This window comes from Bradyrhizobium sp. CCGUVB14, assembly GCF_024199935.1.
Taxonomy (GTDB): domain Bacteria; phylum Pseudomonadota; class Alphaproteobacteria; order Rhizobiales; family Xanthobacteraceae; genus Bradyrhizobium.
In genome coordinates this window covers 5210983-5237274 of the sequence record NZ_JANADS010000001.1, presented here as the reverse complement: position 1 = coordinate 5237274, position 26292 = coordinate 5210983, and the positions used below count along the sequence as shown (strand labels likewise).

Annotated in this window: 20 protein-coding genes; 8 read left to right on the top strand and 12 right to left on the bottom strand. The window is 64.8% G+C overall.

What is annotated here, in order from left to right:
- Window positions 1-29: 29 nt before the first annotated feature.
- The 4 genes from NLM32_RS24280 to NLM32_RS24265 are packed head-to-tail and all read right to left on the bottom strand — an operon-like array spanning window position 30 to window position 9239.
- Window positions 30-3137, bottom strand: a complete 3108-nt coding sequence (locus tag NLM32_RS24280; protein WP_254131388.1) for an efflux RND transporter permease subunit — start codon at window positions 3135-3137, stop codon at window positions 30-32.
- Window positions 3137-6289: an efflux RND transporter permease subunit gene (locus tag NLM32_RS24275; protein ID WP_254131387.1), complete on the bottom strand. Its 3153-nt coding sequence runs from the start codon at window positions 6287-6289 to the stop codon at window positions 3137-3139. The genes NLM32_RS24280 and NLM32_RS24275 overlap by 1 nt, the downstream gene beginning before the upstream one ends.
- Window positions 6290-6325: 36 nt before the next feature.
- A complete protein-coding gene (locus NLM32_RS24270; protein ID WP_254131386.1) occupies window positions 6326-7774 on the bottom strand; it encodes an efflux RND transporter periplasmic adaptor subunit in 1449 nt (482 codons plus the stop codon).
- Window positions 7764-9239 (bottom strand): efflux transporter outer membrane subunit, encoded by a 1476-nt coding sequence (locus NLM32_RS24265; protein WP_254131385.1) that lies wholly within the window; start codon window positions 9237-9239, stop codon window positions 7764-7766. The genes NLM32_RS24270 and NLM32_RS24265 overlap by 11 nt, the downstream gene beginning before the upstream one ends.
- A 397-nt stretch (window positions 9240-9636) precedes the next feature.
- On the opposite strand from NLM32_RS24265, the gene NLM32_RS24260 reads away from it, so the two are divergent.
- From NLM32_RS24260 to NLM32_RS24245, 4 genes are all read left to right on the top strand, one after another.
- Window positions 9637-10950, top strand: coding sequence for an NAD(P)/FAD-dependent oxidoreductase (locus NLM32_RS24260; RefSeq protein ID WP_254131384.1), 1314 nt, complete (start codon window positions 9637-9639; stop codon window positions 10948-10950).
- Between the two features lie 4 nt (window positions 10951-10954).
- Complete coding sequence (locus tag NLM32_RS24255; protein ID WP_254131383.1) at window positions 10955-11791, top strand: DUF1365 domain-containing protein; 837 nt, start codon at window positions 10955-10957, stop codon at window positions 11789-11791.
- Window positions 11792-11886: 95 nt separating this feature from the next.
- Window positions 11887-13116 (top strand): cyclopropane-fatty-acyl-phospholipid synthase family protein, encoded by a 1230-nt coding sequence (locus NLM32_RS24250; RefSeq protein ID WP_254131382.1) that lies wholly within the window; start codon window positions 11887-11889, stop codon window positions 13114-13116.
- 97 nt (window positions 13117-13213) lie between these two features.
- Window positions 13214-14248, top strand: a complete 1035-nt coding sequence (locus NLM32_RS24245; RefSeq protein WP_254131381.1) for a cysteine synthase A — start codon at window positions 13214-13216, stop codon at window positions 14246-14248.
- Between the two features lie 25 nt (window positions 14249-14273).
- On the opposite strand, the gene NLM32_RS24240 is transcribed toward NLM32_RS24245, so the two are convergent.
- From NLM32_RS24240 to NLM32_RS24220, 5 genes are all read right to left on the bottom strand, one after another.
- On the bottom strand, window positions 14274-14702 hold the full coding sequence (locus NLM32_RS24240) for a DUF805 domain-containing protein (RefSeq protein WP_254131380.1): 429 nt from the start codon (window positions 14700-14702) through the stop codon (window positions 14274-14276).
- Window positions 14703-14886: 184 nt separating this feature from the next.
- Complete coding sequence (locus NLM32_RS24235) at window positions 14887-15627, bottom strand: amino acid ABC transporter ATP-binding protein (RefSeq protein ID WP_254131379.1); 741 nt, start codon at window positions 15625-15627, stop codon at window positions 14887-14889.
- 11 nt (window positions 15628-15638) lie between these two features.
- Entirely contained in the window at window positions 15639-17159 is a 1521-nt protein-coding gene (locus NLM32_RS24230; protein WP_254131378.1) for an amino acid ABC transporter permease, read from the bottom strand.
- Window positions 17156-18361, bottom strand: coding sequence for an amino acid ABC transporter permease (locus NLM32_RS24225; protein ID WP_254131377.1), 1206 nt, complete (start codon window positions 18359-18361; stop codon window positions 17156-17158). The genes NLM32_RS24230 and NLM32_RS24225 overlap by 4 nt, the downstream gene beginning before the upstream one ends.
- A 27-nt stretch (window positions 18362-18388) precedes the next feature.
- Entirely contained in the window at window positions 18389-19405 is a 1017-nt protein-coding gene (locus tag NLM32_RS24220; RefSeq protein ID WP_254131376.1) for an amino acid ABC transporter substrate-binding protein, read from the bottom strand.
- A 387-nt stretch (window positions 19406-19792) separates the two neighbouring features.
- On the opposite strand from NLM32_RS24220, the gene metC reads away from it, so the two are divergent.
- The 4 genes from metC (at window position 19793) to NLM32_RS24200 (ending at window position 24216) form a co-directional block, all read left to right on the top strand.
- Entirely contained in the window at window positions 19793-20977 is a 1185-nt protein-coding gene (gene metC, locus NLM32_RS24215; protein WP_254131375.1) for a cystathionine beta-lyase, read from the top strand.
- A 159-nt stretch (window positions 20978-21136) separates the two neighbouring features.
- Window positions 21137-22828 carry a Na/Pi cotransporter family protein gene (locus tag NLM32_RS24210; protein WP_254131374.1) on the top strand — a complete coding sequence of 564 codons (1692 nt, stop codon included), beginning with the start codon at window positions 21137-21139 and terminating at the stop codon, window positions 22826-22828.
- A gap of 550 nt (window positions 22829-23378) precedes the next feature.
- Entirely contained in the window at window positions 23379-23966 is a 588-nt protein-coding gene (locus tag NLM32_RS24205) for a VOC family protein (protein WP_254131373.1), read from the top strand.
- Between the two features lie 4 nt (window positions 23967-23970).
- Window positions 23971-24216 carry a hypothetical protein gene (locus tag NLM32_RS24200; RefSeq protein WP_254131372.1) on the top strand — a complete coding sequence of 82 codons (246 nt, stop codon included), beginning with the start codon at window positions 23971-23973 and terminating at the stop codon, window positions 24214-24216.
- Window positions 24217-24309: 93 nt separating this feature from the next.
- On the opposite strand, the gene NLM32_RS24195 is transcribed toward NLM32_RS24200, so the two are convergent.
- The 3 genes from NLM32_RS24195 to NLM32_RS24185 form a co-directional block, all read right to left on the bottom strand.
- The gene (locus tag NLM32_RS24195; protein ID WP_254131371.1) at window positions 24310-24648 is read right to left on the bottom strand and encodes a lipid-A-disaccharide synthase N-terminal domain-containing protein; all 339 of its coding nucleotides are present in this window, start codon (window positions 24646-24648) and stop codon (window positions 24310-24312) included.
- A complete protein-coding gene (locus tag NLM32_RS24190) occupies window positions 24645-25379 on the bottom strand; it encodes a glycosyltransferase family 2 protein (RefSeq protein ID WP_254131370.1) in 735 nt (244 codons plus the stop codon). The genes NLM32_RS24195 and NLM32_RS24190 overlap by 4 nt, the downstream gene beginning before the upstream one ends.
- A gap of 66 nt (window positions 25380-25445) precedes the next feature.
- Window positions 25446-26291 carry a phosphatase PAP2 family protein gene (locus tag NLM32_RS24185; protein WP_254131369.1) on the bottom strand — a complete coding sequence of 282 codons (846 nt, stop codon included), beginning with the start codon at window positions 26289-26291 and terminating at the stop codon, window positions 25446-25448.
- Window position 26292 lies beyond the last annotated feature (1 nt).

Below are 26292 nucleotides of genomic sequence, written 5' to 3'. Positions count from 1 at the left end.
CTATACGCTCGAAGCCGCGCTGCAACAACCTATTCCGCCGGCGCCGCGAGCGGTTGCGGCTCGGACCGCCGGCGCAGACGGTCGATCAGGAGGTAAATCACGGGCGTGGTGTAGAGCGTCAGGATCTGCGAGACGAACAGTCCGCCGATGATGGTGATGCCGAGCGGGCGGCGCAGCTCCGTGCCCGGCCCGGTCGCGACGACCAGCGGAATGCCGGCGAACAGCGCCGCCATGGTCGTCATCAGGATCGGGCGGAAGCGTGCCTGGCAGGCCTCGAAGATCGCTTCGGCTGACGACAGGCCACGCTGGCGTTCGGCATCGAGCGCGAAGTCGACCATCATGATGCCGTTCTTCTTGACGATGCCGATCAACAGGATGATGCCGACGAAGGCGATCACCGTCAGCGGCGTGTTTGTGATCTGCAGCGCGAGCAGCGCGCCGAGGCCGGCCGAGGGCAGCGTCGAGATGATCGTGAGTGGATGGGCCAAGCTCTCATAGAGCACGCCGAGCACGATATACATTGCCACCAGCGCGCCGAGGATCAGCGGTGGTTGCCGGCCACTGGTCTTGGCGAAATCGCCGGCATTGCCGTCAAAGCTGCCGCGGATGCCCTCAGGCATGTGCAACTCGTCGACCGCGCGCTGGATGTTTTGCGTCGCGGCTTGAAGCGGCACGTCGGGCAGCAGATTGAATGACACCGTCGTCGAAGGCACCGATTGCGAATGATAGACCGCAAGCGCAGCCAGCCCGCGCGTCGCGTGCACCACGGCGGACAGCGGCACCTGCACGTCATTGGCGCCGGCGACATAGATGCGCTCGAGATTGGACGGATCGACCTGGAATTTCGGGTCGATCTCCAGCACGGTCATGTACTGGTTGCGCTGGGTGTAGATGATCGCGATCTGGCGCTGCGAGAACGCGTTGTTCAGGGCGTTGTCGATGTCCTGGACCTTGACGCCGAGCGCGGCCGCCTTCTGGCGGTCGATGTTCAGTGTCAGCTGAAGTCCGCCGGGATCGCGGTCGCTGGAAATGTCGGTGATGCCCTCGACCGTCTCCATGCGCTTGGCCACGATCGGCGCCCATTTCTGCAGCAGATCGAGATCCGTCGAGGCGAGCGTGTACTGATAGTCGGAATCGCTCTGCCGGCCGCCGGCGCGGACGTCCTGCGCGGCGAACATGAAGAGGCGGATGCCGGGCACAGGAAACAGTGCTTTCCGCAGCCGGTCGATCACCACCTGCGTCGAGACGTGGTCGCGCTCCTCCGGTGGCTTCAGGCTGATGAACATGGTGCCGCGGTTCGAGGTCGCAGCCCCCGGGCCCCCGCCTCCGCTGCCGACGGTCGAGCCGATGCCGGCCACCGCCGGATCCTGCATCACGATGTCGGCGAGGCGCTGCTGCAGGGTCAGCATCGACTGGAACGAGATGTCGGCCGAGGCGCGCGTCGCGCCGATGACGAAGCCGGAATCGTCCGTCGGGAAATAGCCCTTGGGCACCTTGATGTAGAGCATCACCGTCAAGCCGATGGTGGCGAAGAACACCAGCAGCGTCAGCAACGGAAACTCCAGCACGGCGCGCAGGGTGCGGGCGTAGAACGAGACGATGCGCGACAGCGAGCCTTCGATCAGGCGGTCGAACAGCGTGGCGGAACCCGACGTCGTCTGCCGGATGTAATGGGCGCAGATCATCGGCGTGACAGTCAGCGACACCAGGGTCGAGACCACGATCGCAAAGGTCAGCGTCAGCGAAAATTCGCGCAGGAGGCGGCCGACGATGCCGTCCATGAAGATCAGCGGCGTGAACGCCGCGATCAGCGACAGGCTGATCGAAACGACCGTGAAGCCGATCTGCTTGGCACCCTCCAGCGCCGCCTGCATCGGCCGCATGCCGTGCTCGAGATTGCGGAACATGTTCTCGATCATGACGATGGCGTCGTCGACCACGAAACCGACCGAGATCGCGAGCGCCATCAGCGACAGATTGTCGATCGAGAAGCCCGCGACCCACATCCCGGCACAGGTACCGGCCAGCGCCAGCGGCACCGAAATGCCGGCCGCGACCGTCGGCGTCACCCGGCGGAGGAACACGAACACGACGACCATCACCAGGACCGCGGTCGCGAGCAGCGTCCACTGCATGTCCATCACGCTGGCGCGGATCGTGGTGGTGCGGTCGACCAGCGTGGACACGTCGACGCCGGCCGGGATCCATTGCTTCAACTCGGGGACCAGCGCCTTCACCCGGTCGACGGTGTCGATGACGTTGGCGTCGCCCTGCTTGGTGATCTGGATCAGCACCGCCGGCTGCTTGTTGAACCAGGCGATCGAGCGCGCGTTGCGGACGCTGTCCTCGATGTCGGCGACGTCGGAGAGCCGGACGAAATTGCCGTTCGAGCTCTTGATGACGATGTCGCGGAATTCCTTGGCCGTGCGCATCTGCCTGTTCAGCGACAGCGTCTCGCTCTGGCGCTCGCCGTTGAAGATGCCGACCGGACCGAGCGGGTTGGCGTTGATGATGGCGGTCCGGACGTCGTCGGTCGCGATCCCCGCATTCGACAGCGCCACCGGGTTGAGCTGGATCCGCACCGCCGGCTGGTCCGCGCCCGACACGGTCACATCGCCCACGCCCGGCACCTGCGAGATGCGCTGCGCCAGTACGGTATCGGCGACGTCGTAGATGGCGCTGGCGGACAGCGTCTTGGAGGTCAGCGCCAGCACGAAGACCGGCGCGCCTGCCGTATTCGCCTTGCGGAAGCGCGGCAGCGCCGGCAGGTCGCTGGGAAGGTCGACCAGCGCGGCGTTGATGGCGGCCTGCACGTCACGCGCCGCCTTGTCGATGTTGCGGCCGATATCGAACTGGAGCTGGATGTTGGCCGTGCCGAGAGAGCTCGTCGACGTGATCTGGTTGATGCCTGCGATTTCGCCGAGCCGCCGTTCTAGCGGCGCAGCCACAGTCGCGGCCATCACGGAAGGGTCGGCACCGGGACGGCTCGCCGAGACGAAGATGGCGGGGAAGTCGACATTCGGGACCGAAGCAACCGGCAGGAACTCGTAGGCGACGCCCCCCAGCAGAAACAGCCCGATCGACAGCAGCGTGGTCGCGACGGGGCGGCGGATGAATGGCTCCGAGATCGATGCCATCACTGCATCCCCTCGGTCGCGCCCGCCGTCGGCGGCGCGTCGGGCTCCGGTGGCGGCAGCGCCTGTTCGAGGCGGCGGTTGATGCGGTCGAGCGCGAGATAGATGACCGGCGTGGTGTAGAGCGTCAGCAGCTGGCTCAGCAGCAGGCCGCCGATGATGGAGATGCCGAGCGGGAAGCGCAGCTCTGCACCGGTGCCGCTCTCGATCGCCAGCGGCAGCGCGCCGAACAGCGCGGCCAGCGTCGTCATCATGATCGGGCGGAAGCGCAACAGACACGCCTGCACGATCGCCTCATGCGCCGGCATGCCCTGCCCGCGCTCGGCCTCCAGCGCGAAGTCGATCATCATGATCGCGTTCTTCTTGACGATGCCCATCAGCAGGATGATGCCGATCAGGCCGATGACCGAGAGATCCTGCCCGCACAGGATCAGCGCCAGGATGGCGCCGACGCCGGCCGAGGGCAGCGTCGAGAGAATCGTGATCGGGTGGATGTAGCTCTCGTAGAGCACGCCGAGCACGATATAGATCGTGATCACGGCAGCGAGCAGCAGCCAGGGCTGGCCGGCGAGCGCCTTGGCGAATTCGGCGGCGTCGCCGGCATAGACGCCGACGATGCTGTTGGGCATCTCGATCCGGGTCTCGATCGCCTTCACCGCCTCGACGGCATCGCCGAGCGCGGCGCCCGGCGCGAGGTTGAAGGAGAGCGAGATCGCCGGGAATTGCGCCTGGTGCGAGATTGCCAGCGGCGCCGTGGTACGCTTCAGCGTCGCCACCGCGTCGAGTGGGACCTGCGCGTTGGGCGCGCCGACCACCGAGCTGCTGGCCCCGCCCGGCAAATAGAGCTTCGACAGGATCGAAGGATCGCGCTGGTACATCGGCAGCGCTTCCAGCACCACGCGGTACTGGTTTGCCTGGCCGTAGATGGTCGATATCTGCCGCTGCGCAAAGGCATCGTTGAGCGTGTCGGTGATGGCCTGCAGGCTGACGCCGAGCTGCCCGGCGCGGGTGCGATCGACGTCGAGCTGCGCGCGCAGGCCGCCTTCCTGGGCCTCCGAGGAGACGTCACGGAACAGGGGATCGTGCCGCATCTCGTCGACGAGCTTCTTCGCCCATTCCGACACCAGCGTCGCATCGGTACCGGTCAGCGTGTACTGGTATTGCGACCGGCTCGACTGGGTCGAGATCTGCACGTCCTGCACAGGCTGGAAGTAGACGGTCATGCCGGGGATGCCGGCGACCTTCTCCTTCAGCCGGGCAATGACGACGCTGACATCGTCACGACGCTCGCCGCGCGGCGTCAGGCTCATGACCAGGCGGCCGACATTGGTGGTCGGGTTGACCGAGCCCGCGCCGATCACCGAGACCACGCCGGTCACGTCGGGGTCGGCCTTGATGGCGTCGGCGATCTCGGCCTGCCGCTTCTGCATCTCCCCAAACGAGACATCGGGCCCCGCCTCCGTCACAGCCGTGATCGAGGCGGTGTCCTGGAGCGGCAAAAAGCCCTTCGGCGCGACGACATAGAGCACCAGCGTTGCGACCAGCGTGGCAAAGGTCACGACCAGCGTGGTGCGCTGGTGCCGCAACACCACGAGCAGCGTGCGGTGGTAGAAGTCGACGGTGCGGTCGATGAAGCGACTGATGGCAGCCAGCCCCGGCACCGCCAGCTCCTCATGGGCGTGCTTGAGCAGGCGCGAGCACATCATCGGCGTCAGCGTCAGCGACACCACCGCCGAGGTCACGACCGCGATCGTCAAGGTCAGCGCGAATTCGCGGAACATGCGGCCGACCAGGCCCGACATGAACAGCAGCGGGATGAACACCGCGATCAGCGACACCGTCAGCGAGATCACGGTGAAGCCGATCTCGCTCGCGCCCTTGAGCGAGGCGGTCATCGCGCTGTCGCCATTTTCCATATGGCGCACGATGTTCTCGATCATGACGATGGCGTCGTCGACCACGAAGCCGGTGCCGATCGTGAGCGCCATCAGCGACAGATTGTCGAGGCTGAAGCCGGCAAAATACATGATGCCGAAGCTCGTGATCAGCGACAGCGGCAGCGCCACGCCGGCGATCAGCGTGGCGCGCAGCGAGCGCAGGAACAACAGCACCACCAGCGTCACCAGCACCACGCTGAGGATCAGCGTGAACTGCACGTCGTGGACGGAGGCGCGAATGGTGACGGTGCGGTCGGAGACGATGGTCAGGTGCACGCCGGCCGGTATGGCGCGCTGGACCTTCGGGATCTCGGCGCGGATCTGGCTGACGACGTCGATGACATTGGCGCCGGGCTGGCGCTGGATGTCGATGATGACGGCCGGCGTGCCCTGGTACCAGCCGCCGGTGCGGTCGTTCTCGAGCCCGTCGACGATCTGCGCAACGTCGCCGATCGTGACCGGCGAGCCGTTGCGATAGGCGATGATGATCGGCCTGTAGGCGTCGGCGGCGGCGATCTGGTCGTTGGCCGCGATGATGTAGGATTGCTGGGCGCCGTCGAGGGAGCCCTTCGGCCCGGAGACGTTGGCGTTGGCGATCGCGTTGCGCAGATCCTCCATGGCGATGCCGTAGGCAGCCAGCCGCGCCAGATCCGCCTGGATGCGCACGGCCGGCTTCAGCCCGCCGAGCACGGAAACACGACCCACGCCGGAAATCTGGCTCAGCCGCTGCGCCAGCAGCGTGTCGGCGATATCGCTCATCGCGCGCAGCGAGATCGTGTCCGAGCGCAGCGCCAGCGTCATGACAGGCGCATCCGCCGGGTTCACCTTGGCGTAGGTCGGCGGGTAAGGCAGCGTCTTGGGCAAGACGCCCGCGGCCGCGTTGATCGCGGCCTGCACGTCCTGCGTCGCGCCGTCGATGTCGCGGTTGAGATCGAACTGCAGCGAGATCTGGCTGACGCCGAACGAACTCGTCGAATTCATCGCCGTCAGCGACGGGATCTGCCCGAGCTGCCGCTCCAGCGGCGCTGTGATCAGCGAAGCGATCACGTCGGGACTCGCGCCCGGCAGCTGCGTCGACACCTGCACGGTCGGGAAATCGACCTGCGGCAACGCGGAGACCGGCAGCGCGAAATAGCCGAGCGCGCCGCCAATCAGCAGCGCAATACCGAGCAACGAGGTTGCGATCGGCCGGCGGATGAAGGGTTCTGAGACACCCATGAGATGCGCCTCGTCGTCAGTCCGACTTTGTCCGGGTCATGGCTGCTTTGCTCCAGCCCCCGATGCACTCGGACTCGGACTTGCACTTGGACTTGCACTCGGACCTGCTCCTGGCCCCGGTGCCGGTCCGGTCTGCCCCTTCTGGTCGCCTTCGCTACTTTTCCGCTTGGCGCGGAATTCGCCGTCCTTGCCCGATCCGTCCTTCTGCCCGTCCTTGGCCTGACCGCCCTTCCCGTCTCCCTGAGGCGCGCGCGTGCGCTTGCGCGGGGCGAGATCGGCCGAGGGCGTCTGCTCATCGCGGCCGACGATCACCTTGGAGCCGTCGGACAGATTGGCAAAGCCCGTGGTCACGACCCGGTCGTTCGGCGAAAGGCCGCTCGCAATGACCGCGTCATGCTCATTCTGCTGCGTCACCGTCACCGGCTTGGCCGAGACGATGTCGCCCTCGCCGATGACATAGCTGAACGTGCCGATCGGTCCGCGCTGCACCGCCGATGTCGGCACCACCAGCGCCTGCGACAATGTCTCGACCTTGAGGCGGACATTGACGAACTGGCCGGGCCAGAGCTGGTAATTGGCGTTGGGGAATTCCGCCTTGAGCTTGAGCGTGCCGGTGGTCTGGTCGACCTGGTTGTCGATGCCGGTGAGCTTGCCGGTGTCGATCACGGTGACGCCGTCATTGCCGAACACGTCCACCTCAAGCGAGCCCTTCGCTGCGGCTGCATTGACGCGCATGATCTGCTGCTGCGGCAGGCTGAACCACACCGCGATCGGCTGCAATTGCGTGATGACGACGAGGCCGGTGGTGTCCGCGGCGTGGATGATGTTGCCCTGGTCGACCTGGCGCAGGCCGGCCCGACCCGACAGCGGCGCCACGATCTTGGTGTAGCTCAGCGTCGCCGCCGCGTTGTCGATCGCGGCCTGGTCGGCCTTGACCAGCGCCTCGGTCTGGGCGACCGCGGCGCGCTGGGTGTCGGCCTGCTGCTTCGAGCCGGCATTGGAGGCCGCGAGCTGCTCGTAGCGCGTCAGGTCGATGCGCTGGTTGGCGAGCTGGGCTTCGTCCTGCGCCTTCTTGGCGACGGCCTGGTCATAGGTCGCCTGGTAGAGCGCCGGGTCGATCTCGCCGAGCACGTCACCCTTCTTGACGTCCTGGCCCTCGGTGAACTTCACGGCGATCAGCTTGCCGTCGACCTGCGAGCGAACGGTGACGGTGTTGAGCGCGCGGATCGCGCCGACCCCGTCGAGATAGACCGGCACGTCCTGGACCTTGGGTGTCGCCGCCAGCACCGGCACCGGCAGATCGGGCCGCTGCTGGCCTCGACCGCCGGCCGCCTGTTGCGGCTTCTGCTGCATCACGGTCCAGCCGAGATAGCCGAGGCCGCCGAGGATCGCGAGCGTGATCAGGGTCATGACGAAGCCGCGGCCGCGCGACTTTTTCGCCGTCCCCTGTTTCGCGTTGTCCTTCGTTTCCGGCTTAAAGAGCATTGACCGGTTTCTCCATTCGCGGCTCCCAGCCGCCGCCAAGCGCCTGATACAGGCTGACAATGGCAAGAAGGCGTGCGAGCTGCGCCTGCGCCAGGGTGTCTTCGGCCTGGAACAGCGTCAGTTGGGTGTTGAGCACGGTGACGATATCGGCCGTGCCGGCGCGCAGCTGCTGCTCCGCGAGGTCGAAGGCGCGCCGCGAGGCGTTGACGACATCGCGCTGCAATTGCAGCTTGATCGTGGTCTGCTTGATCGAGAACAGCGCATTGTCGACGTCGGTGAAGGCCTGGACGATGGTCTTGCGGTAAGTCTGCAGCAGCTCCTCCTGCCGCGCCTTCGCGTACTCGAAATTGCCGAGGATCTTGCCGCCGTCGAAGATCGGCTGGGTCGCGCTGCCGACCAGCTGGAAGAACGCCGCGTGCGGCTGGAACAGCGAGACCAGCGCCGAGCTCTGATAGCCGCCATTGCCGGTGAGCTGGATGGTCGGGAAGAACTGCGCACGCGCATTGCCGATATTGGCGGTGGCCGAGGCGAGCTGCGCCTCCTGCCGGCGGATGTCCGGCCGCTGGGTCAGGAGCTCGGACGGCAGGCCGGGCGTGACCCGCGGGATCGCGATCCGGTCCAGCGAGCCTCCCGCGAGGCGCACGCTCTCCGGCGGACGCGACACCAGCACCGCCAGCGCATTGGTGTTCTGGTCGAGGGTCTGGCGCAGCGGTGGCACCAGCGCCTTCTGGTTGGCCAGCACGCTCTCCTGCTGGGCGACGTCGAGATCGGTGCCGGTGCCGGCCTTGCGGCGCTCCCGGATGGCGTCGAGGATGCGCTGGGCGCTGGCGATGTTGCGCTGGGCGGTGCGCAGGCGGTCCTGCGAGGACAGTACCTGGAAATAGGCATTGGCGACGGCTGCGAGCGTCGTCAGCGCGACCGTGTCGCGGTCGAACCGGCTGGCATTGGCGGTCTCCTCCGCCGTCTGCAAGGCGTCGCGGTTCTGGCCCCAGAAATCGAGCTGATAGCTGGCACTCAGCGACGCGGAATAGTTGACGACTTCACGGCCGCCATTGGTCAGGCCCGACGCGCTTGAGCCGGACGTGCGCGAATACGTCTCCGAACCGCTTCCCGACAGGCTGGGCAGCAGTGCCGCGCCCGCCTGGCGCGCCTGGGCATCGGCCTCCACGATCCGCGAGACCGCGGCTGCGATGTCAAGGTTGACGGTCTGCGCTTCCTCCATCAGTTGCGTCAGTTCGGTCGAGCGAAAGCCGCGCCACCAATCCAGCGTCGGCGGCGCATCCGCCTTCCCGGCGTATTTGTACTGCGTGGGGACATCGAGCGCGGGATCGGGAAGGTCCTGGGTCAGGACGCAGGCGCCCGAGCTCGAAGCCAGGCACACCACGGCGACCGCACGCAGCGTTCGCGACGCAGACCCGAGGAATTGCCGCTTCGCGACGGCCGGAACCCGCTGTGTCACATCCACCCCCTGCCAGGCAGATCACGCCGCCACCGCGCGGCCGGATTAGCCGATTCGCGGGCGGGCGGCTGGAGGCCTTTCTGTAGCTCGATCACAGCGTGATGCTTTCTGCGGAACCTGAATTTCATCCTAGCCGGGTGCGGAACTGCGGGACAGTCCCGCACCTGCGAAAAGCACGCCCGATCACAGCCGGTTCGAGACAACGAAAATACAAAAAGCTACTGTCTCGCAGGGACTTTTTGATTTGCCGTGCCACTCCGAAGCGCGTTCAAGCTTACCAAGATTTCATGTGATATTGCGGCCACACTGGCCGCGAGACCAGCGAACGCCGCCTTTGCTCCACTGAAACCTGCACCGCAACGCACCGTAGCTTGCTTCACACGAGGCAGGGACACTTTCACACATGCGCATCGCGGTCATCGGAACGGGCATCGCCGGCAACGCGGCGGCCTGGACGCTTTCGCAGCGCTATCCGGTGACGGTCTATGACCGCGAGCTGCGCCCCGGCGGCCACAGCCACACCGTCACCATCGACTACAAGGGCACGCCGGTCGCGGTCGATATCGGCTTCATCGTCTACAACGAGCTCAACTATCCCGACCTGACCGCAATGTTCGCCCATCTCGGCGTCGAGACGGTGGCGAGCTGCATGAGCTTTGCCGTCTCAGCCGATCGCGGCCGGTTCGAATGGCGCGGCGGCGGCAATGACTGGCGGGAGACGGCGGCAGGCCTGTTTGCGCAGGCTGGCAACCTGCTCTCTCCGTCCTACCTGCGGATGCTCACGGAGATCCCGACATTCGGTCGGCAAAGTGTCGACGATTTGCGCAACGGCCGCCTGAGCGGGCTGACACTCGGCGACTACTTCCAGCAACGGCGTTTCTCCAAACGGCTGCTGACCGACTATCTCGCGCCGATGGGCGCCGCGATCTGGTCGGCGCCTGCGAACGAGATGCTCGACTTTCCGGCCGAGAACTTTGTCACCTTTTTCGACAATCATCGCCTGCTGCACTACGACCGCCCGGTCTGGCGTACGGTCAAGGGCGGCAGCCGGCGCTATGTCGAGCGGCTGCAAGCCGGGTTCAAGGATCGCGTCCGGCTCGGCTGCGCGGTCACGTCGGTCGAGCGAAGCCCTCATGGCGTCGTCGTCCATGACAGCCATGGTGGGTGCGAGACATTCGATCACGTGGTGATCGCCACCCACAGCGACCAGGCGCTCGCGATGCTGTCCGACGCAGACCCGCGCGAGCGGGACATCCTCGGTGCCATCCGCTATTCCCCGAACAGGGTCTATCTCCATCGTGACGTCAGGCTCATGCCGAAGCGCCGGCATGCCTGGGCGTCGTGGAATTTCCTGCGCTGGCAGCGCGAGGGAGATGCGACGAACGACGTCGCGGTGACCTACTGGATGAACAACCTCCAGGGCATCGATCCCGACATGCCGCTGTTCGTCAGCCTCAACCCGCCGTTCAAGCCTGCGCCCGAGCTCACCTTCGGCCATTACCTCTGCGAGCATCCGCAGTACAATGCGGCGGCCTTCGCCGCGCAGAAGCGGCTTGGCGAAATCCAGGGGACGCAGCACACCTGGTTCTGCGGCGCCTGGACCGGCTATGGCTTTCACGAGGATGGCCTGCGCTCGGGCCTTGGCGTCGCCGAGGCGCTCGGGGCGACTGCGCCATGGCGCGCGGCACCAGTCGAGCTCGCGGAGGCCGCGGAGTAGCGCGATGGAGACGAGAGCCCTTCCCGCGACCGACGCCGCTTCGCTCTATTTCGGCGACGTCATGCATGCGCGGCTGAAGCCGACGGGCCATCGCTTCAGCTACCGCGTCATGAGCCTGCTGATCGATCTCGACCGGCTTGGCGAGGCCGACCGGCAGACGGCGCTGTTCGGCATCAACCGCGCTGCGCTCTACAGTTTTCACGAGAAAGACCACGGCCCGCGCGACGGCTCCTCGCTGCGCGCCTATGCGGAGGGCCGCGCTGCCGCACACGGCATCGATCTCGGTGGCGGCCGGGTCGAGCTGCTCTGTTATCCCCGCCTGCTCGGCTACGGCTTCAGCCCGCTCTCGGTCTACTTCTGCTATCGCGCAGATGGCCAACTGGCGCTGATGATCTACGAGGTGCGCAACACTTTTGGTGAGATTCATCCATACATCCTGCCGGTGCAGCCGGGTGAATGGACCGATGCGGGCCTGCGGCAGCAGCAGGACAAACTGTTCTACGTCTCACCCTTCATGCCGATGGCAATGCGCTACCGTTTTCGCGTGTTACCACCGTCTGACACGGTCAGGCTGCGCATTCTGGAGACCGACCGCGACGGCCCGCTGCTCGCGGCGACCTTCAGCGGCCGCCGCCGCGCCCTGACTTCCGCTGCCCTGCTGCGGTCGTTCGTTGCGTTGCCGCTCGTCAGCCTCAAGGTGATGGCGGCGATCCATTGGGAGGCGCTACGGCTTTGGCTGAAGGGTGTCCGGCTGGTGCCACGGCCGAATGCCGCAGAGCAGCGTAACGGCGAAACCACCTTGGCGCACGACAAAGTGCATCCCTATATTGCTGATAGCTGACCGGTTGCGGGGCGCGCACGGGTCCAGCGATAGAAGCGGGATAGGCGCGCTCGGCTCGCGGTCGGACAGTATCCGTTCAGTTGATGGATTTTCCGATGTCGAATGCCATCTCGGTGACGCCCGACGACGTCGAAACAGTGTTTGCCGACCTGCCGCGCATCGTCCGCCTTGCGCTCGCCTTCGGGGCGCGACTGCGGCGCGGTACGCTCGACGTCACGCTGCCCGACGGGCGCCTGATCAGGTTGGGCGGAAACGAGCCGGGCCCGAAGGCTGCGATGCGCCTCCACAATTACAGCGTCGCGGCGCGGCTGATCAATGGCGGCGATATCGGCATCGCGGAAGCCTATCTGGCCGGCGATTGGGATACGCCGGACCTGACACAGTTTCTCTACCTGTTCTGCGTCAACCACGATCTGATCCAGGCGATGCTGCGTGACAAGCCGCTGATGCGGTTCGTCCAGATGGTGCAGCACTGGTTCAACCGCAACACCCGCCGCCAGGCGAGGCGCAACATCCACGCCCATTACGACATCGGCAATGCGTTCTACTCGGCCTGGCTCGATCCGAGCATGACCTATTCCTCGGCCCTATACGACGAGACCACCACGGACCTCACGGCCGCGCAGACCAACAAATATCGCCGCCTCGCCGAAGCGCTCGACCTGAAGCCCGGCCAGAAGCTGCTCGAGATCGGCTGCGGCTGGGGCGGCTTCGCCGAGTTCGCCGCCAAGACGTTTGGCGCGCGCGTTGTCGGCCTCACGATCTCGACCGAGCAGCGCGATTTCGCGCGCAAGCGCATCCACGAAGCGGGCCTCGCGGAGAAGGTCGAGATCCGGCTGCAGGATTATCGCGACGAGCGGGATCGCTACGATCGGATCGCGTCGATTGAGATGATCGAGGCGGTCGGCGAGCAGTTCTGGCCACGCTATTTCGCCCAGCTGCGCGACCGGCTGCTGCCGGGCGGGCTGGCCGGCATCCAGGCCATCACGATCCAGGACAAGCTTTTCCAGGGCTACCGGCGCGAGGTCGACTTCATCCAGCGCTACGTGTTTCCCGGCGGCATGCTGCCCTCGCCTGCGGTACTGAAGTCGCTCGGGGACCGGTTCAACGTCCCCGTCATCGGCGAGCGCATCTTCGGGCAAGATTATGCCAAGACGCTTGCCACCTGGCGAAATAACTTTCGCGCGGCTTGGCCGGGCTTGGTCCCGCTGGGCTTCGACGACCGGTTCCGGCGGCTGTGGGAGTACTATCTCGCCTATTGCGAGGCCGGATTCCTGTCAGGCAATATCGACGTCCGGCAGGTCATCTTCGCAAAGCAGCAATAAGAGTTTGCGCCCCCGCCTTGCAAGGGGTCGCTTGTAAGCCCGGCGACCCTACTTTAGGGTCTGGTGACTTCTCGCATCCAGCCGGTAATTGCCTGACATGACCATCAAAAACGACGTTGTCGACGCCATCGGCAACACCCCGCTCATCAAGCTCAAGCGCGCGTCCGAACTGACCGGCTGCACCATTCTCGGCAAGGCCGAGTTCATGAATCCCGGCCAGTCGGTCAAGGACCGCGCCGGCAAATGGATGATCCAGGAAGCCGAGAAGCGCGGCGAGCTGAAGCCGGGCGGTCTCGTGGTGGAAGCGACCGCCGGCAACACCGGCATCGGTCTTGCGGTGGTGGCGAGCGCGCGCGGCTATCGCACGCTGATCGTGATCCCGGAGACGCAGAGCCAGGAGAAGAAGGATTTTCTGAAGCTGTGCGGCGCCGAGCTTCTGGAATCGCCGGCTCTGCCCTACTCCAATCCGAACAACTACCAGCATGTCGGCCGCCGTCTTGCCGACGAGCTGCGCAAGACCGAGCCGAACGGCGTGCTGTTCGCCGACCAGTGGAACAACCTCGACAACGCCAAGGCGCATTACGACTCGACCGGTCCCGAGATCTGGCAGCAGACCGGCGGCAAGATCGACGGCTTCGTCTGCTCGGTCGGCAGCGGCGGCACGCTTGCCGGCACCAGCCGTTTTCTGAAAGAGAAGAACAAGGATATCCGGATCGCCTGCGCCGACCCGCACGGCGCCGGCATGTTTGAATACTTCAGGACCGGCGAAGCCAAGGCAACGCCCGGCGACTCCATCACGGAAGGCATCGGGCTCGGTCGGAAAACCGCGATCGTCGAGAGCGCCAAGGTCGATGACGCCTATCTCATTCCCGATGCGGAAGCCGTCACGGTGATCTACGAGCTGCTGCAGCACGAAGGCCTTTGCCTCGGCGGGTCCACCGGCATCAACATCGTCGGCGCAATGCGGCTCGCCAAGCAGCTTGGGCCCGGCAAAACCATCGTCACCATTCTCTGCGATTCCGGCAGCCGCTATCAGTCGAAGCTGTTCAACGCCGACTTTATGCGGGCCAAGAACCTGCCGGTGCCGGAATGGCTGGAGAAGCGCAGCAACATCAAGCTGCCGTTCGTCTAGATCGCGATGGTCGCGGCCACTGGCGCTAGGTGTAGCGCTCGCGGCCCGGCCAGAACAACAGCGCCAGCGTCAGCACGAGATTGGCAATGCTGCCGACGACCGTGCCGGTGTGCTCCTGGCCAAGCGCATAGGCCGGAAACTTCATCGCAACGACGTAGTCGACGATCATCAACGCGATCCAGGCCGGGACGACGCAGGCCGGGTCCCAGCCGATGTCGCGGAAGCGCATCGAGTACAGTTCGATCGTCGCAATTGCGAAGAACGCCATCGCTGCGATGATTCCCCCGTTCTTTAGGAGATCATCGGGGCGGATGTTGGCCGAATTGACGTTGCGCAGCACCGACATCGCGACCACGAAGCAGATCGCAGTCATCACCACCGCGAGCACGAGCGTGGCGAGGAAGAACTGCAAACGCCCCAGGCGGGTATTGAGGCCGAATACGAGGTCCAGCACGAGCGCCTCCGTTTTCAGGCCATAGGTGCAGAAAGAACTTTCGGACGCGTGAAGCGGCGGACGCGCAACCGTGGTTATGGTTGAGGAGAGATTACGAAGCTCCGACGAGGTCGAGCCCAGGTTTGCCAAGGTTGAGGACGGAGGGTGGGCATGGCGCAAGGGCGCCTTTGCCCATCCTACGAGATCAGCGCAGGATCTGGCTCAGGAAAAGCTTCGTCCGCGCGTGCTGGGGCGTGGCGAAGAATTCGTTCGGCGTGTTGGCCTCGATGATCTGGCCGGCATCCATAAACACCACGCGGTTGGCTACCTCCTTGGCAAAGCCCATCTCGTGGGTGACGACCAGCATGGTCATGCCCTCATCGGCCAGGTCGACCATGGTGTCGAGGACCTCCTTGACCATCTCGGGGTCGAGCGCCGAGGTCGGCTCGTCGAACAGCATCACCTTCGGGTTCATGGTGAGCGCGCGCGCGATCGCGACGCGCTGCTGCTGCCCGCCGGACATCTGCCCCGGAAACTTGTTGGCCTGGTGCGGGATCTTGACCCGCTCCAGGAATTTCATCGCGGTCTCCTCGGCGTCCTTCTTGGGGATGTTGCGCACCCAGATCGGCGCCAGCGTGCAATTGTCCAGCACGGTGAGGTGCGGGAACAGATTGAAGCTCTGGAACACCATGCCGACTTCGCGGCGCACCGCATCGACATGCTTGAGGTTCGGCCCGAGTTCGATGCCGTCGACGACGATCTCGCCCTCCTGGAATTCCTCGAGCGCATTGATGCAGCGGATCAGTGTCGATTTGCCGGACCCCGAGGGGCCGCAGATCACGATGCGCTCGCCCTTGTTGACCTCGAGGTCGATGTCGCGCAGCACGTGAAATTCGCCGTACCATTTGTTGAGGCCGGAAATGTTGACGATGGGATCTGCGGTCATGGTGAGCTCGATCAGTTGCGGCGGTGGGCGTTGAGGCGGCGCTCGACGAAGAGCGAGTAGCGGGACATTCCAAAGCAGAAGATGAAGTAGATGATCCCGGCGAAGGCAAAGCCGGTGAACAAGGTCGAGGGCGTCGACCACTTGGGGTCGGCGAACGAGGCACGCAGCGAACCCAGCAGATCGAACAGCGCGACGATCGACACCAGCGAGGTATCCTTGAACAGCGAGATGAAGCTGTTGACGAGGTTCGGGATGACGTGCCGCAGCGCCTGCGGCAGCACGATCAGCGACGTGGTCTTCCACCAGGACAGCCCGAGCGCCGCCGCTGCCTCCCCCTGCCCGCGCGGGATCGCAGCAAGGCCGCCGCGGACGTTCTCGGCCTGGTAGGCGCCCGTGAACAGCGCGATGCCGATCAGCGCGCGCACCAGGCCGTCGACGGTGAAATTGCCCGGCAGGAACAGCGGCAGCATGTAGGTGGCGAAGAACAGCACCGTGACCAGTGGCACGCCACGCCAGAACTCGATGAACGCGATCGAGAAGATCCGGATCAGCGGGATGGAGGCGCGCCGACCGAGGGCCAGCGCGATGCCGATCGGCAGCGAGGTGACGATGCCGGTCACGGAGACCACCAGCGTCACCAGGAGGCCGCCCCAGAGATTGGTCGCGACGATCGGCAGACCGCCGCGGTCGAGCCCCATCAGCTTGATAACGATTGCGATGGCGACGAAGGTGGCGATGCTCGAGGCGAGCGCGCGCCATCCCGTGCGCATGCCGCCACTGAGGACAAAGGCGATCAACGAGACGAACGCCGTCGTGATGGCAAAATCGAGCCAGACCGACTGCCCTGACGCCTGGATCTGGTCGCGCAGCCAGGTCAACGGGAAGATCAGCCAATGAATCGCGGTGCCAACCAGCACGATGAGATTGCCGACAACCCACAGCAGCGGCGCGATCGCCGATGTCTTGCTCAGGCTGAGCAGCACCTGCCCGGCGCTGACGATGCTGTCGTCGAACAGTTCCAGCAGGCCGGCAGTCCAGCTCAGGCCGAAGCCGCTGATGCCGCCGCCATGCAACAGGAAGAACGCGACGACCGGAAAGGCGAAGAAGAACAGGCTGGCGTTGAGGCCTTTGGCCGGCAGGCGCGGGATCAGCAGCGGCAGCAGCAGCGCGGCCGCCAGGATCAGCGCGAGATTGACCCGCCAGCGCTCGGCCTCGGGATAGAAGCCGTAGATCAGCTGCGGCAGCTTGGCCTGGATGTAGGGCCAGCAGGCGCCGACGGCGAATCCGGCGTTCTCAGCGAGGCAAGCCGTCCGATCCTGGCCGCTCCAGACCGCATCGACGATCAGGAACCTGACGGATGGAATGATGGTGAACCAGAGCAGCAGCGCGCCCAGGATCGTCAGGAGAATGTTGGTCGGCGAATTGAACAGGCGGGTGCGCAGCAGGCCGACAAAACCGGTGGTCTTCACCGGCGCGGGCCGCTCGGCGACCAGGTCATCGCGGACGAAGGATGACGCGGTGATATCGGTCATGCGCCGAGACTCCGGCTCAGGCGCCAACTGTAGACGCTCATGACGGCGCTGGTGACGAGCGAGATCAGGAGGTAGACGCCCATCGTCGTGGTGATGATCTCGATCGCTTGGCCGGTCTGGCTGAGCGACGTGCCGGCCCACACCGAGAAGAGATCCGGATAGCCGATCGCGACCGCCAGCGAGGAATTCTTGGTGAGGTTGAGGTACTGGTTGGTCAGCGGCGGCACGATCACGCGCATCGCCTGTGGCACCACGATCAGCCGCAGTGTGGTGCCACGGCTGAGGCCGAGCGAGGCCCCCGCCTCCATCTGGCCGGCGTGGACGGACAGGATACCGGCGCGCACGATCTCGGCGATAAAAGCCGCAGTGTAAGTCGACAGCGCCAGAGTCAGCGCTACGAATTCCGGGATGATGCGCGCGCCGCCGGCGAAATTGAATCCCTTGAGTTGCGGCAGCTCGACCGTAAACGGCAGACCGAACACCAGCATCGTCACAAGCGGCAGCCCAATGACGAGGCCCAGCGCGTAAGGCCAGATGCGGATCATCTGCCCGCGCTGGAACAGCGCTCGTCGCGCGTGGACGCGCAAGGCCAGCGCCGCCAAGATGCCCAAGGCCAGCGCCGCCAGGAACGGCTCCAGACCGGCCTGGCCGATCGGCTGCGGAATGACGAGACCGCGATTGCTGATGAAGGCGATGCCGAGAAACGAGATGCTCTGTCGCGGATTGGGCAGCGCCGCCAACACCGCCAGGTACCAGAACAGGATCTGGAACAGCAGCGGCAGGTTGCGGATGATCTCGACATAGATCTCGCCGACGCGCGACACCAGCCAGTTCGGCGACAGCCGGCACAGCGCCACGATGAAGCCGATCACCGTGGAGAACACGATGCCGACCACAGAGACGACGAACGTGTTTAATAGGCCGACCACGAACACCCGCAGGAACGTGTCGGAGCCGGTATAGGAGATCAGGGTCTGGTTGACGTCGAAGCCGGCGTTGTTCGAAAGGAAACCGAAGCCGGTGGCAATGTGCTGGTTCTCGACGTTGGTGCGCGCGTTCGAGATGATCTCGTAGGCGATCCAGCCCAGCACTGCCGCGAAGGCAAACTGGACGGCGACGCCGTTCCAGCCTGCCTTGCCACCCAGAAGGCGCCTGATCTTCAGGGCGATCTGGAGCGGCGGTTTACGAGCCTCGGTGCTCATTGCCGTGTGCCGACCGATCGGGCGGAATCAGCGGATCGGCGGCGCGTACTGAAGACCACCCTTGTTCCAGAGATTGTTGAGACCGCGGTTGATGGCGAGCGGCGAGCCGGCGCCGACGTTGCGATCGAACACTTCGCCGTAATTGCCGACGGCCTTGACGATGCGGATCACCCAGTCCTTGGTCAGGCCGAGCTGTTCGCCGAAATTGCCGTCGGTGCCGAGCACGCGCTTCAGCTCCGGATTCTCCATCTTGGCTTTCTCGTCGACGTTCTTCGAGGTCACGCCGAGCTCTTCGGCGGTGATCATGGCGAACAGCGTCCATTTCACGATGTCGAACCACTGGTCATCGCCATGGCGCACCATCGGTCCGAGCGGCTCCTTCGAGATGATCTCCGGCAGAACCATATGGTCGTTGGGATTGGCGAGCTTCAGACGGTTGGCGTAGAGGCCCGACTGGTCGGTGGTGAAGACGTCGCAGCGGCCGGCCTCGTAGGCCTTGACGGTCTCGTCGTTGGTGCCGAACGCGATCACCTCGTACTTCATGTTGTTGGCCTTGAAGTAGTCGGCGAGGTTCTGCTCGGTGGTGGTGCCGGTCTGCACGCAGACCGAGGCACTGTTCAGTTCCAGTGCGGAATTCACCTTGAGCGACTTCTTCACCATGAAGCCCTGCCCGTCATAATAGGTCACGCCGGTGAAGTTGGCGCCGAGCGAGGTGTCGCGCGAGATGGTCCAGGTGGTGTTGCGCGAGAGCACGTCGATCTCGCCGGACTGCAGCGCGGTAAAGCGGTCCTTGGCCGAGGTCGGCACGTATTTGACTTTAGTCGGATCGTTGAAGATCGCAGCCGCAATGGCGCGGCAGACATCGACGTCGAGGCCGGTCCAGTTGCCCTTGTCGTCGGGCGAGGAGAAGCCGGGCAGGCCCTGGCTGACGCCGCAGGACAGTGTGCCCCGATCCTTGACGGTCTTGAGCGTTTGCGCGTCGGCGGCCTGGGCAGAGAGGCCGGCGGCGAGAGCAAGAGAGAGAGCCAGGGTTACGCGTTTCATGGGCTTCAAGCCTTTCAAAGTCATCTCAACGTCAGGAACGGTGTCTCTGCCAAGACTTTCCCTGCACAAAGGGCAGCCTTGCAAGAGTCATGCTGGAATACCTTGCCGAACACTCGCCGATGCTGGGAGGCCATACCTTAAATCCTCGCCGCGGGCGCCCGCCGTTGTGGCTGTGGCGCAAGGTCCGGTCAGACGATGGATCGAAGGTCGCGGCAGGCCCCTCAACATGCGGCGACTGAATAGCACCTGCGCATCACAGAACGACTGGCGAGCCGGGTCAAGGGGTTGACGGGACTCTTCTGTGTTCTGTTATTAACGTCAGCGGCCTCCAGGCCGCCCCGACCGCGCGATCCGCGCCGGCGGAAACGCTTTTTTGAAAGCAGTCGCATGGATTCCTCGCACCCCGCACAGCAGCACGCCGAAACCCGGCTGGTCACCTCCGGCCGCGACACCAAGGCGCAGAAGGGGTTCGTCAATCCACCTGTGTTCCACGGCTCGACCGTGCTCTATCCGACCGCCGAGGACCTGCACGCCCATCGCGGCGAGTTTACTTATGGCCGGCACGGCAGCCCGACCACCCGGGCGTTCCAGGACACGCTGATGGCGCTGGAGGGGCCGCAATGCGCCGGCGTCGGCATCGTCCCGTCAGGGCTGTCGGCGATCTCGACCACCCTGCTCGCGGTCTTGAAGACCGGCGACCACATCCTGGTCTGCGACAATGTCTATCGTCCCACGCGCAATTTCTGCAACGGGATGCTGGCCCGCCTCGGCATCGAGACCACCTATTTCGATTCGCTGATCGGCGCCGGCATCGAGAAGCTGTTCAAGCCCAACACCCGCGCTGTGCTGGTCGAGGCGCCCGGCTCGCAATCGTTCGAGATGCCGGATATCCGCGCCATCGCCCACGTCGCCCATGCGCGCGATGCGCTCGTCATCGACGACAACACCTGGGCCACGCCGCTCTATCACCGGTCGCTCGAGCAGGGCGTCGACATCAGCATGCAGGCCGCCACCAAATACATCGGCGGCCATTCCGACATCATGTTCGGCACGATCTCGGCCAACGCCAGGACCTGGCCGCAGATTACCGAAGGCATCCGCCTGCTCGGCGTCTGCGCCGGTCCCGACGACGTCTTCCTGGCGCTGCGCGGCCTGCGCACGCTGTCGGTGCGGCTCGCGCAGCATCATCGCTCGGGCCTCGACATGGCGCGCTGGCTCGCTGGCCGCCCTGAGGTCGCTCGCGTCCTGCATCCGGGGCTCGAGACCGACCCGGGCCATGCCATCTGGAAGCGCGACTTCACCGGCGCCTCAGGCCTGTTCAGCATCGTGCTGAAGCCGGCGCCGCAGACGGCCGTCGACACCATGCTCAACACGCTCAAACTGTTCGGCATGGGCTTTTCCTGGGGCGGCTTCGAAAGCCTCGCGATTCCCTTCGACTGCAACGACTATCGTACGGCGACGAAATGGGCGCCCGGTGGCCCGACGCTGCGCCTGCATATCGGGCTGGAGAGCACCGACGATCTCAAGGCCGATCTCGATCGCGGCTTCGCTGCCCTCAAAGCGGCAATGTGAGCCTGCTCACGAGGCATCTCGCCTGCGGACGCGCCAGAGCGCGCCGCGGCGGGAACGAGCAAGGACCGCAGGCGTTAACGCCGACGCGCCAACAATGGGTTTGATCCGCTGGCGTTTGGCGCTAGCCTGATCCCTTCGACTCTCATCCGGACACGGAGCATGGGAACGTTGGTTCTGCTCGATCTGATGGGCGGCGTGGCGTTGCTGCTGTGGGGCCTGCACATGGTCCAGAGCGGCATCTTGCGCGCCTTTGGCCCCGATCTGCGACGCCTGCTCGGCAAGGCGCTCGGCAGTCGCTTCAGTGCGTTTGCAGCCGGGCTGGGACTCACCGCACTGCTTCAGAGCAGCACGGCGACCGCGCTCCTCACCAGCTCCTTTGCCGCGGAGGGCCTGCTCAGCCTCGTCGCCGCGCTCGCCATCATGCTGGGGGCCAATGTCGGCACGACGCTGATCGTGCAGGCATTGTCGTTCAACATTGCAGCGGTCGCGCCCGTGCTGTTCGTGCTCGGCCTCGTCGCCTTCCGCTCCGGCCCGCGCTCGCGGATCAAGGACATCGGCCGTATCGCAATCGGCCTCGGATTGATGTTGCTGTCGCTGCACATCCTGCTCGACACGCTGGCGCCGGCGGAGAACGCACCCGGTGTGCGCGTCGTGATGTCGGCGATCACAGGCGACCCCGTTCTGTGCATCATCGTCGCCGGGCTTCTGACCTGGGCCGTGCATTCGAGCGTCGCCAGCGTGCTGCTGATCATGTCGCTGGCCTACTCGCAATTCATCACGCCCGATGCGGCGCTGGCGCTGGTGCTCGGGGCCAATCTCGGCAGCGCCGTCAACCCCGTGTTCGAAGGCGCAAGGCGCGACGATCCCGCGAGCTATCGCCTGCCGGTCGGCAATCTCGTCAACCGCGTCATCGGCATTGCGCTGGTGCTGCCGTTCCTGGGCACGATCGCGGGTCACATGCATGCCTGGCAGCCCGATCTCGCCAAGATGATCGCGGCGTTCCACATCGCCTTCAACGTCGGCACGGCCGTCATCTTCATCGGCCTGCTCGACCCAATGTCGCGCCTGCTGACCCGGCTCCTGCCGGATCGCGTGCAGGAAACCGATCCCGCGCGGCCGCGCTATCTCGACGAGACCGCACTCGAGAGCCCCTCGCTCGCGCTTGCGGACGCCGCCCGCGAGACGTTGCGCATGGGCGATCTGGTCGAAACCATGCTGCGCAAGGTCATGGCCGCGATGATGACCGGCGACCGCTCGCTGGTCGACCAGGTCTCGAAGACCGACAATGTCGTCGACAGTCTCGACGAGGCCATCAAGCTCTACGTCACCAAGCTGACCCGCGGCAGCCTCGATGAGAGCGAAGGCCGGCGTGCGATGGAGATCATCTCCTTCGCCATCAACCTCGAGCATATCGGCGACATCATCGACAAGAATTTGAGCGAGCTCGCCACCAAGAAGATCAAGCGGCGCTTCCAGTTCTCGGCTGAAGGCGCCGAGGAACTCGCCGCGTTCCACAAGCGTACGATGGATTCGCTGCGGATCGCCTTCGGCGTGTTCATGTCGGGCGACGCGAATGAGGCCCGCAAGCTGTTGGTGGAAAAGACCGCGCTGAAGAACACCGAGCTCGCGGCCGTGGAGCGCCATCTCGATCGCCTGCGCGAGGGCCGTCCCGAGACCATCGAGACCACGTCGCTGCACCTGGACGTGCTGCGCGATCTGCGCCGCATCCATTCGCATATCTGCTCGGTCGCCTATCCCGTGCTGGATGCCGCGGGCCAGCCCTATCGCCGGACCGAGGCGGAGACAGCCGCCCTGCCCGCCTCAGGCGCGGCGTCGGCCTTGCCACGCTAGCACATGTACTCATAAATCGTCAGCGACGCCTGCTGTGCTCCGATACCGACGGCCTTTGTGCGACAGCAGCAAATGTCGCAATGGGCCAACAAGATACCTCGCAGCAATCAATCTAACCTGGCGTCGGCTAGCGCAAATTGACAACCGGCCGAAAGACCTGTTCGCTCCAGCTAATCTCAGCTAGCGTTTACTTGCCAAGGCCATCCAGCTGGGAGGCAAACATGAGAGCTCTCCTCGTTGCATTGTTGCTTACGCTGTCAGTGAGCAAGACTTCGGTTGCGTACTATTGCGAAGGCGGTCAACAGGCAGTTCCGCCAGCTGTTGCGGCACGCATGGCGCTGCCGCTGTGCGGCGCGGCGGCCACGCAGCCATGGGGGCCAAACGGTTGTCAGCTCTGTGACTCGCGGAACGTCTATCCAAATCCGTTTGCCGCGGGTGCGAGGCTACGACGTTCGGTAGTCCCTGTACCCACTAAGGCCTTGCCCGGTTATTGATCGATCAATTCAGTCTGTGGTGCCAGCCCCGATCGACATTGATGGGAGTGCACAATATGGCATTACCAGTGGCGACGCTCGATCACGTGGTCATCAACGCGCGCGACGACCTGGACCACGCTGCAGACATCTATCGACGGCTCGGCTTCACTCTCACCGACCGTGGATACCATTCTTTGGGCTCGATGAACCACCTAGCAATGTTCGGCTCTGACTTTCTGGAACTAATCGGCATACCCAAAGGCGCGACCATTCGCCGGGACCTCCTCAACTACCCCGTCGGACTCAATGGACTCGCCTTCGGTTCCGAAGATTCCACAATCACCTACGACACACTTTCCAAGGTGGGCGTGCCGGTCGAGCCACCACTCGAATTCACACGTCCGGTGAATGTTGACGGCGCGGCGCGCGAAGCTCGCTTCCGAGCGGTGCGCATGAAGGCGGGCGCGGTGCCTTATGGCCGCGTGTTTTACATTCATCACTTCACGCGCAACCTGCTTTGGCGCGACGAATGGCGCCATCACGCCAATGGCGTCGTCGCGATCATCCGCGCGCTGATCGTCGATCCTGATCCGTCGGCCGGCGCAAAGCTCTATGCAGATATGTTTGGACGAGAGGCGGTGCGCGACATGGAAGGGGGGTAAGAACGTGGTGGCGGGCAGCGCGCACATCGAGATCATCACCGAGGCAGTGCTGAAGGATCAGTTTGGTCCGTCGGCGCCGGATGGAGAAGGACGCGGCACCTATATGGCGGGGCTCACCTTCCGCACGGTATCGCTGGCCAAGGTAGCGCAGGCCCTGCAAACTGAGAACATCGAGTTCGTTCGAAACCCGGGCCGGCTGGTCGTGCCGGCGCGGCTAGCGCTGAATACCTTGCTGGAGTTCGTCGAATAGACACGATCCTGGAAGCCGCTGCGCGTACCGCAGGAGGCGCCCCGGATTGGGGCTGCAACGTCCGTTTCAGGTCATTCTCGACGGTTTCCTGGATCAGCGCTCCAGCGTCTTCGACGTGCGGCCGCGGTTCTTGATGATCAGCATGATGTTGCGGATGTAGATGATCGTCGCCAGCGCCTGCCCGAGGATGATGACGGGCTCGCGCTTCACGACGCCGTACACCAGCGTCATCAACCCGCCGCCCATCGAGCAGAACCAGAACGCCATCGGCACCACGCTGTTGCCGGCGCGCTCGCTCGCGATCCATTGCACCAGGAAGCGGGCGGTGAAGAACAATTGCGCGACCAGGCCGAAGGCCAGCCAGAAATCGAACTTGGCGACGAAGACGTCGTAGAGATAGTTGCTCAGCGCCTGGCCGTATTGGATGATCATGCGTTCACCTCAGTCACCTCTGGCGTCGGCTTCTTGCGGCGGATCAGCCACCACACGCCGGCGAGATCCATGATCCCGATCCACAGCCGGTCGAAGAAGCCGTAATTGGACACGCCTGAATGGCGCGGCCGGTCGATCACGTCGACATAGGCGATGTCAAAACCTTCACGGCGAACCAATGCCGGGAGGAAACGATGCAGCCCGTCGAAATAGGGCATGGTCAGGAAGACGTCGCGCCGGAATGCCTTCAACCCGCAACCGGTGTCGCGCGTGCCGTCCTTCAGGATGCTATTGCGGATGCCGTTTGCTACGCGCGATTGGAATTTCTTGAAACCGGTGTCCTTGCGGCCAACGCGTTGTCCCGCGGCAAGCCCGACATTCGCGCTCCTCTCGACCGCCGCGATCAGGTCCGGCAGGAAGGCGGGATTGTTCTGGCCATCGCCATCGAGCGTCGCCACGATCGCGCCACGGGCCGCGCGCACGCCGCTGCGCACCGCCGCCGACTGGCCGCCCGACCTGGCATGACGCAACTGCCGCAGATTGTCCCGCTGCGCCATGATCGACGCGAGCCGCTCGCCGGTCGCATCGGTCGAGCCGTCGTTGACATAGATGATCTCATAGGCCCAGCGGCCATCGAGCGCGGCTGTGATCTCCTCGATCAGGGGCACAATGTTGTCGACTTCGTTGCGCACGGGGACGACGATGGAAACCGAAGGCTGGGACGACGACAAATCGAAGCTCGTGGTTGGAATTGGCCTGCGACCTGGGGAACCGGCAGCCCCGGCAAGCAGCCGCTTTTATGGGGCAGATGCCCCGCGGGCAACCCTTTTGAGGCGCCTGGGAAGCGGTCCCGGAAGCGGCACGATGGTGCCGTCGGCGCGGATGGCAAAAGCGAGCCGGCGCGCCGCAAACCAGTAGCGGACGGCCATGGCGCTGACCATGCCGACCAGCGCACCGGCCGTGACGTCACTCGGGTGATGCGCCAGCAGAACCAAGCGCGTCAGTATGATCACGATTGCGTAAGTGAACATGAACACGCGCAGGCGCGGCCAGAGTGCCGAAACCGCAAAGGCCAGTGCGAACGCCGTCGCCGCATGCCCCGACGGCAGGCTGGCATAGGCCCCCGTCCCCTCGAGCGGGATGAAGTTGAACGGATCGGCCTTGCCGCCGACGAACGGACGGCCGCGGCCAATGAGATATTTCAGGCCATCGGTGACGAACGTCGACAGGGCAACGGACAGAAACAGATATTGCAGCCGGGTGCCGAATCCGAGCAGCAGCGCGCGGCGTGTGCCGTGCATCGCGGCGGCAACGAGCGCCAATACGATGAGCACGACCCCCAGCACGGAGAGCACATTCTCGTCCTTGCCGAAATCGGTGAGGATGCGGATCGGCCAGAGCGCCGGCGTACCGCGCGCCGGCATCAGCTGGATCTCGGTCCGATCGAACGCGACCATCAGCACGACGATCAAGGCGGCCCCCGCCGCACTGAGCCACAGCGAATGCCGCGCCAGTTTTCGTGCAGCCGCGGCGCGGCGCGAATGCGACGGCGTGCGCACGAGCTGCGCCAGCGCGTGTCCCGCCACCCCGAACAGCTGCACAGGGTAGCTTGCGCGCGGCGCGACGGTGGTCGTTACAGGCATC